9 protein-coding genes are annotated in these 18,291 nt (G+C 62.9%); 3 read left to right on the top strand and 6 right to left on the bottom strand.

Features of this window, described 5'->3' with window-relative positions:
- Positions 1-491 precede the first annotated feature (491 nt).
- Positions 492-3,158, top strand: a complete 2,667-nt coding sequence (gene ligD, locus JQ629_RS04235) for a DNA ligase D (RefSeq protein ID WP_212411395.1) — start codon at positions 492-494, stop codon at positions 3,156-3,158.
- A gap of 172 nt (positions 3,159-3,330) precedes the next feature.
- Here the strand turns inward: ligD and JQ629_RS04230 are convergent, their stop codons facing one another.
- Positions 3,331-3,495: a DUF3309 family protein gene (locus JQ629_RS04230; protein ID WP_192740124.1), complete on the bottom strand. Its 165-nt coding sequence runs from the start codon at positions 3,493-3,495 to the stop codon at positions 3,331-3,333.
- Between the two features lie 168 nt (positions 3,496-3,663).
- Between JQ629_RS04230 and JQ629_RS04225 the strand changes: the two genes are divergently transcribed.
- Positions 3,664-3,975, top strand: a complete 312-nt coding sequence (locus JQ629_RS04225; protein WP_212411393.1) for a polyhydroxyalkanoic acid system family protein — start codon at positions 3,664-3,666, stop codon at positions 3,973-3,975.
- Here JQ629_RS04225 and treY read toward each other — a convergent pair.
- Genes treY through treS form a run of 5 tightly spaced genes read right to left on the bottom strand, consistent with a single transcriptional unit; the run spans position 3,972 to position 16,039 of the window.
- On the bottom strand, positions 3,972-6,767 hold the full coding sequence (treY, locus tag JQ629_RS04220) for a malto-oligosyltrehalose synthase (RefSeq protein ID WP_212411391.1): 2,796 nt from the start codon (positions 6,765-6,767) through the stop codon (positions 3,972-3,974). The two genes, JQ629_RS04225 and treY, sit on opposite strands and share 4 nt — an antisense overlap.
- A gap of 4 nt (positions 6,768-6,771) precedes the next feature.
- The gene (treZ, locus tag JQ629_RS04215) at positions 6,772-8,529 is read right to left on the bottom strand and encodes a malto-oligosyltrehalose trehalohydrolase (RefSeq protein WP_212411389.1); all 1,758 of its coding nucleotides are present in this window, start codon (positions 8,527-8,529) and stop codon (positions 6,772-6,774) included.
- Positions 8,526-10,601, bottom strand: coding sequence for a glycogen debranching protein GlgX (gene glgX, locus JQ629_RS04210; RefSeq protein ID WP_212411387.1), 2,076 nt, complete (start codon positions 10,599-10,601; stop codon positions 8,526-8,528). Before glgX ends, treZ begins: the two co-directional genes overlap by 4 nt.
- Before the next feature lie 3 nt (positions 10,602-10,604).
- Positions 10,605-12,752, bottom strand: a complete 2,148-nt coding sequence (glgB, locus tag JQ629_RS04205; RefSeq protein ID WP_212411385.1) for a 1,4-alpha-glucan branching protein GlgB — start codon at positions 12,750-12,752, stop codon at positions 10,605-10,607.
- Entirely contained in the window at positions 12,749-16,039 is a 3,291-nt protein-coding gene (gene treS / locus JQ629_RS04200) for a maltose alpha-D-glucosyltransferase (protein WP_212411430.1), read from the bottom strand. Before treS ends, glgB begins: the two co-directional genes overlap by 4 nt.
- A gap of 300 nt (positions 16,040-16,339) precedes the next feature.
- Here treS and malQ point away from each other — a divergent pair, with 300 nt between their 5' ends.
- Positions 16,340-18,286 carry a 4-alpha-glucanotransferase gene (gene malQ, locus JQ629_RS04195; protein ID WP_212411383.1) on the top strand — a complete coding sequence of 649 codons (1,947 nt, stop codon included), beginning with the start codon at positions 16,340-16,342 and terminating at the stop codon, positions 18,284-18,286.
- Positions 18,287-18,291 lie beyond the last annotated feature (5 nt).

Raw genomic sequence — 18,291 nt, 5'->3', positions numbered from 1 at the left:
GAGCACGGCATAAGCCGTAAAGCCATTGCGCAGGGAAGGCCGGGTGTTCTCCGCTGCCCTGTATGCTCGTGTGCAGCCTACTTAGTGCTAACCGCACACGGGACCGCGGGTGCAGCGCGCACCCGGTCTTCGCTGCGCCCTCTTACGAGAGGGCGGGAAGTTTCCAGCAAAGCTCGGGTGCAATGCGCCGCGAGAACGCGAAGGTGTGTTTTGGATAACGGCGCAACAACAAACACCGCCGTCGTCCCGGCCTTGAGCCGGGACCCATACGCCGCGGCCCATCGGTTAGGGCGCTGGCGTTAGAGACCTTCTTCAACAATGATTGCCGCGGAGTATGGGTCCCGGCGTTCGCCGGGACGACGAGTGGTGGGGATGCGAAAGCGTGCCAGGGCCACGCCCGGCGGGCTTTGGTTTCGGAACTTCAACGGTTACCATGGGTTTTGGATAACGTTGCCGCCTCGCGGGGCGCCGGACGGATGTGAGGCTAGACCGTGTCGCTACGAAACCTGACCACCTACCGGAAAAAACGCGATTTCGAAAAGACCAGCGAGCCCTCCGGCGACGTCAAGGTGGCGCCGTCGAAGCAGCGGCGGTTCGTGATCCAGAAGCATGACGCGACCCGGCTGCATTACGATCTCCGCCTGGAGTTCGACGGCGTCTTCAAATCGTGGGCGGTGACGCGCGGTCCTTCGCTCGATCCGCGCGACAAGCGGCTCGCGGTCGAGGTCGAGGACCATCCGCTCGATTACGGCGATTTCGAAGGCACCATTCCCGATGACCAGTATGGCGGCGGCACCGTGCAGCTCTGGGATCGCGGCTATTGGGAATCCGATGATCCCGATCGCGGCTTCAAGAAGGGCGACCTGAAATTCAACCTGCACGGCGAGAAGCTGCATGGCAGCTGGGTGCTGGTGCGCATGAAGGGCGACCGCTATGGCGGCAAGCGCACCAACTGGCTGCTGATCAAGCACCGCGACGAATTCGTGAGGGAAGGCGACGCCAACGACATCCTCGACGATGACAGATCGGTCGCGTCGGGCCGCTCGATGGATCAGATCGCGACAGGCAAGGGAAGGGCGCCAAAGCCGTTCATGCTGGCGAAGGGCGGCAAGACCAAAGCCGATGCGGTGTGGAATTCCAACCGCGGCGAGGCGGCGGAAGCGCGGGCGCAGGGAAAAACATCGATCAAGACGTCGATATCGCGACCCGCACCTCCAACGAAGGCGCGCGCCGCCGCCAAGGCTAAGGCGGCAAAGACTAAGCAAGTCGACGCGATGCCGGATTTCGTCGCGCCGCAACTTTGCGCCTCGGCCGAAAGCCCACCCAATTCGGACGGCTGGTGCCACGAGATCAAATTCGACGGCTACCGCATGCAATTGCGGGTCGAGGATGGCGACGCCGTCCTGAAAACCCGTAAAGCACTGGACTGGACGGAAAAGTTCGGCGCCATCGCCAGGGAGGCGACATCGCTGCCGGATGTGCTGATCGACGGCGAAATCGCGGCGCTCGATCACCACGGCGTGCCGCATTTCTCGACGCTGCAGGCCGCGATCTCCGACGGCAAAACCGGCGCGCTGATCTTCTTCGCGTTCGATCTGCTGTTCGCCGGCGGTGAGGATCTACGCGGCCTGCCGCTTGGCGAGCGCAAGGTGCGCCTGAAGCAGCTTCTGGAAGCCAGGAAGCGTAAGGGCCGCCTGATTCAGTACGTCGCGCATTTCGAGGAAAGCGGCGATTCCGTCCTGGAAGCCGCCAACAAATTGGCGCTTGAAGGCATCATCTCCAAGAAGCTGGATGCGCCGTATCGATCCGGGCGGTCGGAAAGCTGGACCAAATCCAAGACCCGCGCCGGACACGAGGTCGTGCTGGGCGGCTGGAAGACCACCAACGGCAAATTCCGCTCGCTGATGGCCGGCGTCTATCGCGACGGTCATCTGGCCTTTGTCGGCCTCGTGGGCACCGGCTTTGGGCAGGACACGGTCCGGCGCGTCATGCCGGCGCTGAAGGCGGCGAGTTCGGACAAGAGCCCGTTTAGCGGCAAGGACGCGCCGAAGAAGACCCGCGACGTGCATTGGCTGAAGCCTGAACTCGTCGCCGAGATCGAATTCGCGGGGTGGACCGACGGCGGCAACATCAGGCAGGCGGCGTTCAAGGGGCTGCGGCAGGACAAGCCGGCGAATGAGGTTGAAGCGGAGAGTCCTGTCATGACCAAGGTGACAAAACCTTTGATCAGGTCCGGCAAGTCGTCGGCCGGCAAATCCGCTGAGGTGATGGGCGTCGTCATCTCAAAACCCGACAAGGCGCTGTGGCCCGACGGCGGGGACGGCAAGGGCGTGACCAAGCTCGATCTTGCGCGTTATTTCGAGGCGGTCGGCGAATGGATGATCGGCCATCTCAAGGGACGGCCGTGCTCGGTGGTTCGCGCGCCCGATGGCATCAAGGGAGAGACGTTCTTTCAGCGTCATGGCATGCCGGGCAAGTCGGAGCTGCTCGAACTCGTCAAGGTTTCGGGAAATCGCAAGCCATATTTACAGATCGATCGCATCGAGGGCCTTGCTGCGGTAGCCCAAAGCGGCGGGCTCGAACTGCATCCCTGGAATTGCGCGCCTGACGCGCCCGATGTGCCCGGCCGGCTGGTGTTCGATCTCGACCCCGCGCCCGATGTCGAATTTGCTGACGTGATCGAGGCCGCCAAGGAGATGCGGCAGCGGCTGACCGCCGTGGGCTTCGAGAGCTTCTGCAAGACCACCGGCGGCAAGGGACTGCACGTGGTGACGCCGCTGCTCCACGGGCCTAAGGACAGGGTGACGTGGAAGGAAGCGAAGGCGTTCGCGCAGGGCGTTTGCCAGTGGATGGCGAACGACGACCCCGAGCGCTATCTGCTCAACATGTCGAAGAAGCAGCGCCAGGGAAAGATCTTCCTCGACTATCTGCGCAACGACCGGATGTCGACCGCGGTCGCCGTGCTGTCGCCGCGCGCGCGCGAGGGCGCCACGGTTTCAATGCCGCTGACCTGGGCGCAGGTGCGCGGTGATCTCGATCCGAAGAAATACACCGTGCGCACGGTGCCGGCGTTGCTGGCCAAAACCAAGGCGTGGCAGGGCTACGATGAGGCGGCGGCGTCGATCAAGGCGGCGATGAAGAAGCTGGCCGGGAAGTGATGGAGGCAGCGAACGCAGCCAAGTCGTCATGCCAGGCCATAGCCGTCCGAAGGACGGCGTCGCTTCCGCTTGCCTATGTGCCGGGCATCCACGTCTTTGCCAAGCTCAAGCAAGGAAGACGTGGATGGCCGGGACAAGCCCGGCCATGACGGAAAATCTCTTTACTCAGAGATCACAGCTTCCCGAGCAACAACAATATCAGCAGGATCACGATCACCAGGCCGAGGCCGCCGCCACCGTAATAGCCGGTGCCGTAGAACGGTCCGCCGCCGATGCCGCTAAAGCCGCCGAGAAGGGCGATGATAAGAATGATCAGGATGATTGTTCCGAGTGACATGTAGTTCTCCTCAGCCCGGCATTGGGCGCCTGTTTGCCTTGCCCTCAACCGGAAAAACAAATGGCACCTGTGAAAGTTCCGCCTATTGCAGTGCACATATCGCGCCCGCCTCTTCCTTTCGAACGGAACGGAATTACATCCGAAAGATCAGACCCGAGGATTTGTCCAATGTCCGCACCGCTCGTCGTTTCGATTCCGCACAGCCTCGGCCGCGAAGAAGCCATGCGCCGCCTCAAAACAGGTTTATCGCGCGCGGCGTCGAGCGTGCCGGTGCTGAGCGTCGATGAGGAGCGATGGGAAGACAACCGCATGGTCTTTCGCGTTCGCGCGCTCGGGCAGGCGGCTGCCGGGCATGTCGATGTCGCCGACGATCATGTGAAGGTGGAGGTCGTGTTGCCGTGGCTGCTGCAGCGTTTTGCCGAAGTGGCGCAGGCCGCGATCCGCAGCCGCGGCAATCTGTTGCTGACCAAGAAAAACTAGCTCGTTGGCATCAAGCGCCTGCGCTTTGGCGCACGCTGCACCGCGCCGTGATATCTGGCCTTCAGCACGGCCACGGGGAGGTGCGCCAACAGGTCGGACAACCGCAATTGCGAGGCATCGGTGTCGGCAAAGCCTTCCGCCGAATAACCGGTGACGTCGAGGGTGGCATCATGGCTTTCGGCGCGGGGCCACGCCCGGCCACCCTCGGAGAACGCGGCGGACGATTTCGTGACGACGACGATTGCGGCCTCGCGGCCGCGACGGCGGGCAAAGGCGATAAAGTGGTCGCGATGCGGTCCGCTGATATCCAGTGGCTGATAATCGCCGTTGGTGAAGACATCGGCGAGCCCAGTGCGCAATTTGAGGAGATGCCGCGTCCAGGCCAGTTTCAACTTGCCGCTCGGCCAATCCTGCACCAACTGGTCCCAGTCCGGTGTCTGCAGTGAAGCGAGCAGGTGGGCACGTTTGGCAAAGTCGACTGGTCGCCGGTTATCGGGATCGACCAGCGAGAAATCCCAAAGCTCGGTACCCTGATAGAAATCGGGTACGCCCGGCATCGTTGCCTTCAGCGTGATCTGGCTCAGTGAGTTCAAGGCGCCCAATAGCGATACGCGCCGCGCCAGTGCATCAAGCGCGTCCAGAAACTCGGCGGAAACGGAGCGGTCCAGAATGCGCGCGATGAAGGTCTTCAGTCCCGCTTCATAAGCCTCGTGCGGATTGAGCCAGCTGGTCTCTTCCTTGCCCTCGCGCGCCGCCTTCAGCGCATAGGCCTGCATCCGCTCCAGGAACCCCTCGTCGTCCGGCTGCCAGGCGCCCAGCAGGGCCTGATAGAGCATGTATTCGAATGTCGCCGACGGCGCCCGCATCTCGCCGTCGATGACCAGATGGGGCGCGTTGAGAACCTTCCACCGCGCCACGGCGCTGGTCCACTCGCCATGGATCTCGGACAGCGCCATGATCCGGGCGCGGGCGTCCTCGCCCCGCTTGGTGTCATGCGTTGCGGTCGCGGTCATGCCATGCGGCCATTCCCCGGCGCGCGTCTGCATGACCTGATGAAACTCATCGACGGAGAGCGCCCTGGCAGATGGGTCGCCGCCGACCTCGTTGAGTGCGAGCAGGCGGTGGTAGCGATAGAACGTGGTGTCCTCGAGCGATTTGGCCATCATCGGCCCGGTGAATTGCTGCACCTTCAGCGCAAATCGCCGCACGCGCGGCGCGCTGTGGGGCGGCCGGCCGGGCTTGAGCAGGTCCATGGTCAGGGTGTCGCGCAGGAATTCGAAAATGCCGTCATCGGCCGCGAACCAGTCGGCGCGTGCCTTCTGGAGGGTCTGCGAGATCAGCGCACGGTCATGGGCGTTCGGACCCGACGAGGTCAAATAGGTCCGGTAGACCGGGAAATGCAGCACATAGAGTTCCAGCGCCTGCCGCAGACTGTCGGCGGAATAGTCCCGTGTCGAGTAGTGTCCGCTGGCGATGCGCGCCAGGAGGCGCGTCAGCACCGTGAATTCGCTGGTCAGCAGGGTTTCGAGCACCCGGCGCTTGGCCTCCTTCAGGATCGGCTCGAGTTTCGGCGACTGGCTGCTGATCTGGCGAAAGATTTCGCTGAGCGGTTCGAGGCCATTGCCGTCGACCAGTGCTTGCGTAATCGTGTTCATCCACTCGTAGCCGGTGGTGCCGTGAACCCCGGTGAAGGAAGGCAACTTCTCGTCTTCGCCGAGAATCTTCTCGATCACCATGTAAAATGGCTTGCTGCCCTGCGCGCCGCGGATCAGCCGGCGCAGGCGCTGAAAGTACTGGACGGGATCGCGCAGGCCGTCGATATGGTCGAGCCGCAGGCCCTGCAGCTTTCCTTCCGCGATCAACCGCCTGACGAGTTGATGGATGGCCTCAAAGGTGCCGGCGTCCTCGACGCGCAATCCCGCGAGCGAATTGACGTCGAAGAAGCGGCGGTAGTTGATGTCGCTGGAGGCAAGCCGCCAGTGACCGAGCTTGTAATGCTGGCGTTCGAGAAGGTGATGCAGCGCCAGCGTCTGGGCGGGACGATCCGGTCCGGCGCGATAGGCGTCGATCCCGTGCGTGATGGCCGCAGTGCTTCCTGCGATCGCCCGCAACCCCGCCTTGAACGCCGGGGCTTCCTTCCGGTTGGGGCGGCGCAGCCCGTGGTAGCGTGCGGCGAGGGCGAGGATGTCCTTGCCGGCTGGACGATCTTCGGCGCCTGCTTCTCTGACGACGGTTCGCAGGATTTCGCTGTAGCGCTCGGGTGCGATCGGCAGCCGATGCTCGAAATACCATGCCGAAAAGCTGCCTTGGTTGGCATCATAGCGCAGTTCGATCTCGCCGCTTTCCAGCGCCTGACCATAGGATGAACCGATGATCGGCAGCAGCACGCCGCCGCGCGCGCGATACGGCAGCAGTTCCCAGTCGATATCGAAGGATGCCGCGTGCGGCGAGGTCTGGCCCCATTCCAGCACGTCCAGCCACCATGGATTATCGGCGAAATGCACCCCGACATGATTGGGCACGAAGTCGAGGATCAGGCCGAGATCGTATTTCCGAAGCGCCGCGCTCAACCGCTCGAAGCCGGCTTCGCCGCCGAGCTCGGGATTGAACCTTGTGTGATCGGTGATGTCGTAACCATGCGTGCTGCCCTTGCGAGCCGTCATGAAGGGCGAAGCGTAGAGATGCGTGATCCCGAGTGCCGCAAGATACGGGACGACGGAAGCGGCCGCATCGAAATCGAAATCCGCCGAAAGCTGCAGGCGGTAGGTCGCGATCGGGATCGCCGGGGGCATTTTCCTATCCGATGCGCCAGTGCACCGACCATGGCGGGACGCGTTCTCCCAACTCGCTGCCCCAGATCAGGGTTCCCTTGAATTCACCTGAAGTATTGGCGATCTCCAGGTCCGACAGGTTGGCGAGCAGACGAAGCGTGGCGCCATCGCCCATGAGCCAACTGGCCGTCAGCAGGCCATTGCTGGCGGCCTTTGCTTCGCCGAACGCCGCGCCTGCGAGGCGAGGGACGATCTCCCGCCTGCGGATCGCCAGCATCTGCTGCACGGTTGACTGCCGTCGTTGTGCCTCAGGCGTGGCACGTTCATGCCAGTCGAGGACAGCCGATTGGAAGGTGGATCGCGCCAACGCGTCGGGGACCTCGTCGCCATATTCGGCGTAGGCCCAGGCGTATTCGCTGCGACGGCCCTTGCGGACCGCGTCAGCAAGATCGCCCTTGAAATCACAGAAGAATGGGAAGGGAGTTTTCGAGCCCCATTCCTCCCCCATGAACAGCATGGGGATCGCAGGCGCCAGCAGCATGACGGCGAGGGCTGCTTCGATCGCTCTGGGATCCGCCACCGCTTCGAGTCGGTCGCCAAAGGCGCGGTTGCCGATCTGGTCGTGGTTCTGCAGGAAATTGATGAAAGCCGCCGGTGCGAGCTTGCCGCTCGGTTCGCCGCGCGTGCCGCCGCGAAATTCCGACACTTCGCCCTGGTAGACAAACCCTGAGGATAGCGATCTGGCGATATCGTCCAGCGGCGAACGCTGATAGTCGCAATAATAACCCTGCTTTTCGCGGGTCATCAGCACGCGCCATGCGTGATGATAATCATCGTTCCACTGCGCGCGATATTTGCCGCGCGGCGGGTCCTGCGCAGCGTCCAGTATGCTGGCGCGGTTGTCGCCGTTTTCCAGCACCAGATGAATGTGCCGACCGGTTGCCGCGGCGAGCTGGCCCACAGCCATGCTGAGATCGTGCAGCAGCGAGAGCCCACCCGGTTCGACGATGCTGTTCACCGCATCCAGCCGTAATCCGTCGAAGCGATAGTCGCGCAGCCAATGCAGCGCATTCTCGATCGCGAAGGCGCGCACTTGCGGCACGCGGTAATCGATCGCGCTGCCCCACGGGGTGTGGGCCTCCGTAAAGAACCCCGGCGCGTAACGGCCGAGATAATTTCCCTCGGGGCCGAAATGGTTATAGACCACGTCGAGAAACACCATCAGGCCGCGCAGATGCGCCTCGTCGATCAGCGCCTTGAGATCCTCGGGCCGGCCATAGGCGCTGTCGGGCGCATACCACAGCACGCCGTCATACCCCCAGTTGCGGCTGCCGGCGAAGTCCGCCAGCGGCAGCAATTCCAGCGCGGTGATGCCGGTCTGCACGAGATGATCGAGCCTCCCGATCATGGCGCGGTAGCTGCCGTCGGGCGTGAAGGTCCCGACATGGGCTTCGATGATGACGGCTTCCTGCCAGGGCCGCCCGCGCCACTCCGTCGCGCGCCACGGAAAGGCGGCGTGGTCGATCACCTCGCTCGGACCGAAGACGTCCTCGGGCTGGAAATCGGCGGCGGGGTCGGGGATATCGATCTCGCCGTCGATGCGGAATTTGTAGCGGGCGCCCGATTTCGCGCCCGGGATATTGGTGGAAAACCATCCATCGTCGCCGCGCTGCATCGGGTGCGGTTGTTGCAGCAGCAGATCGACGCGCTTGGCCGCCGGCGCCCACAGGCGAAAGCGCGCGCCGTCTTTCGTCAGCTTTGGGCCAAATTGTCGGTCATTCATGCTGAGCCCGCAAAGGCGAGCACCGAGCGCGGCGGTGCTTTCAGGTCGGCGCCCGCAGCGAAGTCGGCCGTCGCTTGCGCGATTTCGGTGGTATTCAGCACCCGCTGCCAGCTCTTGTATTTGCTCATCTTGGGCAATTTGAATGCAATCTCTTCGGGGGCGGCGTTCAGAACGATAAAGATCGGCGCTTGTCCTTGTTCCATCGGTCCGAGCACATAGGCGAGGAATCGTCCTTCCGGAAACTTCCAGTCGGATTCCTTCATTTCCTCGGCGGCCGGCGTCAGCCACAGCACGCCGTAGGAGCCGTCGGCGCGACGGCCGTCGAGCCAGCGCTGGCAGCGGATCTGGCCGAACCGCCGGCGCAGGCCGGTCAAATGGCCGATGAAATCGGTGAGGTCCTCGCCTTCCTTGCCGAGGTTTTCCCAACCAACCCAGCCGATCTCGTTGTCCTGGCAATAAGCGTTGTTGTTGCCGCTTTGCGAGTTGCCGACTTCATCGCCGGCCAGCATCAGCGGCGTGCCCTGCGCGAGCATCAGGCACGCGAGCTGGTTCTTGCGGAGCTGGCGGCGTAACGCATTGATCGCAGCGTCATCGGTCGGGCCTTCATGCCCGCAATTGTTGCTGTCGTTGTGGCTGGAGCCGTCGCGGTTGTCTTCGCCATTGGCCTCGTTGTGCTTCTCGTTGTAGCTGAACAGATCCGCCAGCGTGAAGCCGTCATGAACGGTGATGTGATTGATGCCGGCGCGCGGGGCGCGATTGTCATGGTGAAACAGGTCGGAGGAAGCGGTCATGCGGCTTGATATTTCGCCGATCAGGCTGCCTTCGCCGCTCCAGTAGCGTCGCATCGCGCTGCGGTATCGGTCGTTCCATTCCGACCATTGCGACGGGAACGCGCCGACCTGATAGCCGCCCAAACCGAGATCCCAGGGTTCGGCGACCAGCTTGACGGTTGCCAGCACCGGATCCTGCCGCACGGCGGTGAGGAAGGCGGCGTTGCGGTCGTAACCGTTCGGCCCGCGCGCCAGCGTGGTGGCGAGATCGAAGCGGAAGCCGTCGACGTGGCAGACCTCGACCCAATAGCGCAGTGAATCCATCACCATTTGCAGCACGCGCGGATGGGTCAGATTGACCGAACTGCCGCAGCCGGTGAAGTCGTCATAGAAGCGCCGATTGTCCGGCTTGAGCCAGTAATAGGACGCATTGTCGATGCCGCGAAACGACAGCGTCGGGCCGAGATGATTGCCTTCGGCGGTGTGATTGTAGACGACGTCGAGCATCACCTCGATGCCGGCATCGTGCAGCCGCGCCACCGTGGTGCGGAACGCATCGAGCGGATTGTCCTGCGCGTAGCGCCCTTCGGGCGCGAAGAACGCCAGTGTGTTGTAGCCCCAGTAGTTCACCAGCTTCTTTTCGACCAGCACGCGGTCGTCGATCAGCCCGTGGACCGGCAGCAAGTCGATGGTGGTGACGCCAAGGCGCTTGAGATGATCGATCATCGCAGGCGAGGCGAGCCCGCTATAGGTGCCGCGCAGGCCCGGCGGCACGTCGTCGCGCTTCTGCGTCAGGCCCTTGACGTGGGCCTCGTAGATGATGGTGTCTTCCCAGGAAATGTTGGGGCGCATCTCGCGGCGGCCCCAATTGAAGGTCTCGTCGACCACGACCGCCTTGGGCATGCCGCGGGCGTTGTCGCGCCGGTCGAAGGAGAGATCCTCGCGCGAACTGCCGGCCCGATAGCCGAAATGCGCGTCGCTCCAGACCAGCCGGCCCGCCAGCCGCCTTGCATAGGGATCGAGCAGCAGCTTGTTGGCGTTGAAGCGGTGCCCGTGCTCGGGATGGTAGGGCCCGTGGACCCGATAGCCGTAGAGCTGCCCGGGCGAGACGTCGTTGAGATAGCCGTGCCAGACATCCTCGGTACGTTCGGGCAATTCAATGCGCTCGAGCTCGCGGCGGCCCTGGCCGTCGAACAGGCAAAGCTCGACCTTCTCTGCGTTGGCCGAGAACAGCGCAAAATTGGTGCCTCTGCCGTCCCAGCTTGCGCCGAGACGTGAGGGCGTTCCCGCGGTCAGGCGCATGCGTCAGCTTTCCGGTACGAGAAAGATCGCGGCCAGCGGCGGAATGGTCAGGTTGAGTTCGGGGATGTTGCCCTCCAGCGTCCGGACCTCGCCGATATTGCCGACATTGCTGCCGCCATAATGCGCGGAGTCCGAATTGAACACTTCTTTCCATTTGCCGGCAAACGGCACGCGTACCCGGTAATTGTAATAGACGTTGGGCGAGAAGTTCACGACCACGAGGCAGCGCGCTCGCGCATCAAGGCCCTTGCGGACCCAGGCAAAGACGTTGCCGCCGGAATCATGGGTGATGACCCATTCGAAGCCCGGCTGGCTGCAATCCAGCTCGTGCAGCGCCGGCACCGTGCGATAGAGGTGGTTGAGGTCGCGGACCAGGCTTTGGATGCCGGCATGCCTTGGCTGCTGCAGCAGGTGCCAATCCAGCGAGTGATCGTGATCCCACTCGCGCTCCTGGCCGAATTCGCAGCCCATGAACATCAGCTTCTTGCCGGGATGGCCGAACATGAAGCTGTAATAGGCGCGCAAATTCGCAAAACGCTGCCAGTCGTCGCCGGGCATCCGTCCCAGGATCGAGCGTTTGCCGTGCACGACTTCGTCATGCGACAGCGGCAGGATGAAGTTTTCCGAGAACGCATATTGCAGGCCGAACAGGATGTCGCCGTGATGGAATTTGCGGTGGATCGGATCCTTGCCGATATATTTCAGCGTGTCGTGCATCCAGCCCATGTTCCACTTGTAGCCGAAGCCAAGCCCGCCATATTCGACCGGGCGGGAGACTTGCGGCCATGCGGTGGATTCCTCCGCCGCGGTGGTGGCGTCCGGGAAGCGTCCGAACACTTCGGTGTTGAAGCGGCGCAGAAAGCCGATGGCTTCGAGATTTTCCCGCCCGCCAAGCTGGTTCGGAATCCATTCGCCGGCGGGCCTGGAGTAGTCGAGATAGAGCATCGAGGCGACCGCATCGACGCGCAGCCCGTCGATGGCGTAGCGCTCCAGCCAGAACAGCGCGTTCGACACCAGGAAATTCACAACTTCGGTGCGGCCGTAATTGTAGATCAGCGTGCCCCAGTCGAGATGGCGGCCCTGCAAGGGGTTGGCGTGTTCGTACAATGCGGTGCCGTCGAAATGGCCGAGGCCATGGGGATCGTCGGGGAAGTGTCCGGGCACCCAGTCGAGCAGCACGGCAATGCCCTCGCGATGGAAGGCGTCGACCAGCGCGGCAAAATCCTCGGGTGTGCCGAACCGGCTGGTCGGTGCGAACATGCCGGTCGGCTGATAGCCCCACGAGCCGTCGAACGGATGTTCGCTGATGGGAAGAAGTTCGACATGGGTAAATCCGAGATCCCTGACATAGGCCGGAAGCTGCTCGGCGAGTTCGCGGTAGGTCAGCCAATCGTTGCTGCCCTTGCGCCGCCATGAACCGAGATGAACCTCGTAAATCGACATCGGCGCGTTCAGCGCATTCATGCCAACCGGTGCCGGACGCGGACGCGGCAGATTGGCCTGGTCGAAAACGATCGAGGCGGTCTTGGGACGCACTTCGGCGGCAAAGGCGACCGGATCGGACTTCAGCGGCAAATGTTGTCCGTTGGGTTCGATGATGTCGAACTTGTAGTGGTCGCCGACGCTGGCGTGGGGAATGAACAGCTCCCAATAGCCGACGCCACGCACCCGCATCGGGTGCCGGCGCGGATTCCAGTAGTTGAAATCGCCGACCACGCTGACGCCGCGGGCGTTCGGCGCCAGCACGACAAAGGCCACGCCCTCGACGCCGTCCAGCGTCATCGGATGGGCGCCGAGCTTGTCGTAGATGCGCTGATGGGTGCCTTCGCCGAGCAGGTAAAGGTCGAAGTCGCTCAGGACGGGCGGAAAGCGGTAGGGGTCGTCGAGTTCGACCAGTTTGTCGCCGAACCGGGCGCGCAATTGATAGCGCGTAGAGCCGTTCGGCAGCGTACCGGCAAATAGCCCGGCATCATGGATCCGCGCCAGCGGCGCCCGTTCACCATGTTCTCCGATTGCCTCGACATTGGAGGCCTCCGGCAGGAACGCACGCACGATCTTGCGGTCGCCCTCGGTGTGGAGGCCGAGATAATGGAAGGGGTCGGTGTGATTGCCCTGGATGATCGCATAGGCCTCGGCGGGTAGCTTGGTCATAAGGCCTCAAGCGACTGTTGCGGCAAAATACGGAGCATTCCGGTCAAGGCCGTTCGTAGCCAATCCGGCCGGTAGGATAGTTCATATTCGATCTCGTAGCATGCCTTCTCCAGCAGGAAGAAGTTGAGCATCGACTCGGCAGCTTCAGGGTCGGCTGGCCAAAGGCGCTTGTTAACCATGGCTTCGCGATAGGCGGCAAGGAACGCGGCGGTCGCCCGATTGCGCCATTCGGCGAGCGCAGCCCCGAGCCTGCCGTTTTCATCGTGGGCCACCTTGAGCGCCCGCTCAAGGGCTGCAGTCGTCGAATAATCGATCGAACGGATCATGCTGGCGACGTCGCGCGCCGCGGGCGCCTTGCGCCGACGCTCGGCGATGGAGCGCCGCGGATCGCCGTCGAAATCGACGATGAAGATGTCGTCCTTGACGATCAGCAGCTGGCCAAGATGGAAGTCGCCGTGATGGCGGATATTGAGCCCGGCGTTTTCTTGCGGCAACAGCGCCTTCAGCCGATCGGGCAGGCCGGATTGCTGGGCCAATAGCTGATCGACCAGCGGACGATCCGCCTCTTTCAGCGTATCGCGTCGCTGCTTCAGCGTGTCGAAGACGCGCTCGACGCGGGCCAGGGTGTCGCCGAACCAGCGCTGGACATCCTCGTGCTTGATGGGCTCCGGCACGAAGTCGGGAAGCTCATTATTGCTGGCCAGTGCGACATGCATCTCGGCGACGCGCCGGCCCGCCTGCGACATGTAGCGCAGAAAAGAGACCTGATCCTCGCTTTCCCTGACACGCTCGCTTGCCGCCAGCAGGCGCTGCTCGTCGACGAAGCGGTCGAGATAGGCCGCGGTTACGGTCCAGGCGTCGCCCTGGTTGGCGACGAAAGCATGCAGGACGCCGATAGCGTTTCGTTCGTCGCCATCAATCAGTTCGGCGCTGCCGAGCAGCGCCGGCGTGTTGGCATAGCCGGCGATCTCGGTCAGAAAGCGGCCCATCTCGATCTCGGGACTGATGCCGGCCTGCAGCGTGCGGTAGATCTTGACGACGTAATCGTCGTCCACCTGCGCAGTACTGTCGACTCGCTCGGTCTCGATCGTGCGGATGTGTTCGGGCTGCTTGATCGCCTTATCGGAGAAACGGCTGGTTGGCCGGAATTCCAGCTTCAAACCCTGCTCGCTTTCGTCGACGATCAGCGACTCCTTGAGGTTTCGCAGCAAGATCGCGATGAAAATCTGGTCGTTGGCGACGTCGAGCAATGTTCCTTCACGGGCGCCCTGACGCACGGCGGCCAGCGCGCGCGGGTTATAGCGCTCGCGGTCGAAGCGCACCCATTCGATCTGCAACGGCAGCACGTAGCGCGTGGTGACGCCGCGTTGCGTCGACTTGAAGAAGGCGAGCCATGGCCTGTTATCGCCGATATCGCAGAACGGGATCGCCGAAATCAATGTCGGCTGGATCGCCTTGGCCGATCGCTCCGGGTACCAGCGCGTCCGCGCCAGATGCCCGGGCAGCACATCGCGTTCGAACACGCCGCGGGTGCGTGCCAGCGACACCCAGGTCGCGCCCAGCGGCACCACCAGCGTCTCGAATTCGGGCACCGCCCGCTGCACCACCGGCTCGGACTTGTCGCGCTCCTGCAGCTCGAACCAGTAGAAGCCGTACGGCGCCAGCGTGATCATGTAGGGCAGTTCGCCGATCGCGGGGAAGCGCGTGCGGCCGAGCATCTCCAGGGGAATCCGGTCCTTCCACGGGGAGAGATCGAGTTCGGTGGCCTGTGCGGAGCGCGACAAATTGGCGACGCAGAGAATGGCCTCGTCCTCGTACTGGCGCACATAGCACAGCACCGAGCGGTTTTCCGGGCGGATGAACGTCATGGTGCCGCGGCCGAAGGCCAGCGTCGATTTGCGGACCGCGATCAGCCGTTTGGTGGCTGACAGCAGCGACGACAGGCTGCGCGACTGCGCCTCGACGTTGACGGATTCATAACCGTAGACGGGATCCATGATGGTGGGCGCATAAAGCCGCGCCGGATCGGCGCGCGAGAACCCGCCATTGCGGTCCGGCGTCCATTGCATCGGCGTGCGCACGCCGTTGCGATCGCCGAGATAGATGTTGTCGCCCATGCCGATTTCGTCGCCGTAATAAATGATCGGCGTGCCCGGGAACGACAGCAGCAGCGAGTTCATCAGCTCGATCTTGCGCCGGTCATTGTCCATCAGCGGCGCCAGGCGCCGGCGGATGCCGACATTGATGCGGGCGCGGGGGTCGTTGGCGTAGGTCGACCACAGGTAATCGCGCTCGACGTCGGTGACCATTTCCAGCGTCAGCTCGTCATGGTTGCGCAGGAACAGCGCCCATTGGCAATTGCTCGGAATGTCAGGCGTCTGCCGCAGGATGTCGGTGATCGGAAAGCGGTCTTCCTGGGCGATCGCCATGTAGATGCGCGGCATCAGCGGGAAGTGATAGGCCATGTGGCATTCATCGCTGCGGCCGAAATATTCCTGCACGTCCTCGGGCCATTGGTTGGCCTCCGCCAGCAACACCTTGCCTTTGGCATAGGCGTCGAGCTCGATGCGCAGCCGCTTGATGATGGCGTGGGTCTCGGGCAGGTTCTCGTTGTTGGTGCCGTCGCGCTCGCACAGATAGGGAATGGCATCGAGGCGGAAACCGTCGACGCCGGTATCGAGCCAGCGCTTCATCACCTTTACCAGCGCACTCACCACGCGCGGATTGTCGAAATTGAGATCCGGCTGGTGCGCGAAGAAGCGATGCCAGTAGAACTGGCCGGCTTCCGGGTCCCAGGTCCAGTTCGACTTCTCGGTATCGGTGAAGATGATCCGCGTGCCCTGGTATTTCTGGTCGGTATCGCTCCAGACATACCAGTTGCGCGCGCTCGAATCCGGGCCGCTGCGCCGGGCGCGCTTGAACCAGTCGTGCTGGTCGGAGGTGTGATTGACGACGAGCTCGGTGATGACGCGCAGGCCGCGCCGCTTGGCTTCCTGGATGAAGCGCCTGAAATCCTTCATCGTCCCGAAATCGGGATTGATGTCGCCATAGTCGGCGATGTCGTAGCCGTCATCACGCCCGGGTGAGGGGTAGAACGGCAACAGCCACAGCGTGGTGACGCCGAGGTCCTGCAGGTAACCCAGCTTCTCCGTCAGTCCTGCGAAATCGCCGATGCCGTCATTGTTGCTGTCGGCAAAGGCCTTGACGTGGAGCTGATAGATAATGGCATCCTTGTACCAAAGCTCATCGTCGCTAGACTCGACGGCTGGCACCTCGCTTGCATCGATCGCAAAGCTGCCGCCGTCATTCAGCGGATCGGCAGCATCGAATCGGTAGGAGACGCCGGCTTTGGAGCTTTCGCCGGTTTGGACTTTTTTGTTCACGGTGATGCCATAGCCATGGAAACGACGCCCCCGTTTCACTTGCGAGAAAGGAGACGTTCCGAACATATGTAAAAAGCCGCTCGGCCGACTTTGGTTCCCCTGGAACCGATTAAGGGGCTGAGCGTTAGACACCGTCTATCCCCTTCCTGTATTTGGACAATTTCGCGACGCCTCTGAGACGTTTGCGTGCAAACCGCGTGCCGAATGGACCTTTTCGCTCAAGCTGCCAGCCAGGGAATCCAGACCGAATTCGTGGACGGTCAGGGTCACCGCCGTGTGACTGATACGGCCGCCCTCAAAATTATCCTCGATGCCTTGCCGCTGCAGACCCCGGGCCCGTTTATCGGCGGCCCGGTCGTGGTGCGGTCCGGGCTGCCTGCGCGGACCGAGATTTCGGCCGCCGCAAGGCTTCCGGTTCGATGGAAAATCGTGGCCGATCACAAGGTTATCGCAGAAGGCGAGGCCGCCGATCGCGTCATTGCCTGGCCGCTGGATCTGCCGCTGGGGGTCCATCGGCTGCAGCTGACCGATGCCGCATCCACCACCGAAGACGTGCCGCTGCTATCGGCGCCGCCAAGGGCTTTTGGCGGCGATTTCGACCGCTGCTGGCTGCTCGCGGTCCAGCTTTACGGGGTCCGCTCGGCGCGCAACTGGGGGATCGGCGATTTCACCGATCTCAAGGGGCTGATCGAACTCGCGAACCATCTGGGCGCCGATGGCGTCGGCCTCAATCCGCTGCATGCCCTGTTCGACGATCGTCCGGGTGATTGCAGTCCCTATTCGCCGAACAGCCGGCTGTTTCTCAACGCGCTCTATGTCGATGTCGAGAACATCCCGGAATTCCGTATCGGCGCCGAGACAAGGGATGCGCTGGCGCGGGTCAGAGAAGGCGAAATGATCGACTATGTTGCTGTCGCCGGATTGAAATGGCGCGCACTGCGATCGGCATTCGCCGCCTTCGAAGCCGATGCGACACAAGGGCGCAGGCAGGAATTTGAAAAATTTCGTGCCGAGCGCGCGCCGTTGTTGTCGCATTTCGCCTGCTTCGAGACGCTCCGGCACAAATTCAAAAAGCCCTGGTGGGAATGGCCGGACGAATGGCGGCAACCGGACGACGCCAAATGCGCTGAGCTGCGCAAGGGTCCGGACGCGGCCGAAATCGCGTTTGTCGAATTCGTGCAATGGACGGCCGATCGGCAATTAGCGGCTGCAAAAGACCGCGCGCTTGAGCTCGGCATGAGGGTAGGGCTCTATCTCGACGTCGCCGTCGGCGTGCAAGCCGACGGTTTCGATGCGTGGAACGAACAGGTGGCGATCTCGCGGCATCTCGGCGTCGGCGCGCCGCCCGATCCGCTCAACACCGCCGGCCAGAGCTGGGGCCTTGCCGGCTTCAACGCGACCGGGCTGGAGCTGAAATCGTTCGCGCCCTATCGCGAAATGCTGCGCGCCTCGATGCGGCACGCCGGCGCGATCCGGCTCGACCATGTATTGGGGTTGAAGCGGCTTTATCTGGTGCCGCAAGGCTTCAGCGCCGCCGACGGCGTCTATGTGCCGATGCCGTTCGAGGCGCTATTGGCCGCAACCGCGCAGGAAAGCGTCGCGCAGCGCTGCGTCGTGATCGGCGAAGACCTCGGCACCGTGCCGGAGGGTTTTCGCGACCAGATTGCCGGGTGGGGCATCTGGTCCTATCTGGTGATGATGTTCGAGCGCGAGGACCACGGTCCGTTCAAAAGCCTCGATCACTATCTCGCCAACGCGCTCGTCACCTTCAATACCCACGATCTGTCGACCTATGCCGGCTGGCGCTCGTTCGGCGACCTCAAGACCAAGCGTGCGCTCGGCATCGATCCCGGCGAGAGCGATGATGCGCGATGGCATGCGCTGGCGATGCTGGACGACGTGCTGCGCCACAACGGCATCGACAAGAACGATCTTTATTCGGTGGCAAATTTCCTCGCGCGCACGCCATCACGGCTGCTTGCGATCGCACTCGAGGACTTTTTGGGTCTGGTGGACCAGCCCAATATTCCCGGCACGGTCGACGAACACCCGAACTGGCGCCGCCGGCTGCCGGTGCCGCTCGAGCAGATCGCGTCCACGATCGACGTTGCCGCGCTGAAGGCCGCGACACGCGAGCGGTCGCGCGGATAGGTCCG

This window comes from Bradyrhizobium sp. AUGA SZCCT0222, from assembly GCF_018130205.1.
GTDB lineage: Bacteria > Pseudomonadota > Alphaproteobacteria > Rhizobiales > Xanthobacteraceae > Bradyrhizobium.
The sequence above is the reverse complement of the archived record's forward strand: the minus strand, read 5'-3'. Positions and strand labels throughout refer to the sequence as shown.

Bases quoted from the DNA above. Each gene is read 5' to 3' on its own strand.
- JQ629_RS04230 (WP_192740124.1), bottom strand. From the start codon at position 3,495: ATGTCACTCGGAACAATCATCCTGATCATTCTTATCATCGCCCTTCTC.
- JQ629_RS04225 (WP_212411393.1), top strand. From the start codon at position 3,664: ATGTCCGCACCGCTCGTCGTTTCGATTCCGCACAGCCTCGGCCGCGAA.
- treY (WP_212411391.1), bottom strand. From the start codon at position 6,767: ATGCCCCCGGCGATCCCGATCGCGACCTACCGCCTGCAGCTTTCGGCG.
- treZ (WP_212411389.1), bottom strand. From the start codon at position 8,529: ATGAATGACCGACAATTTGGCCCAAAGCTGACGAAAGACGGCGCGCGC.
- glgX (WP_212411387.1), bottom strand. From the start codon at position 10,601: ATGCGCCTGACCGCGGGAACGCCCTCACGTCTCGGCGCAAGCTGGGAC.
- glgB (WP_212411385.1), bottom strand. From the start codon at position 12,752: ATGACCAAGCTACCCGCCGAGGCCTATGCGATCATCCAGGGCAATCAC.
- malQ (WP_212411383.1), top strand. From the start codon at position 16,340: ATGGACCTTTTCGCTCAAGCTGCCAGCCAGGGAATCCAGACCGAATTC.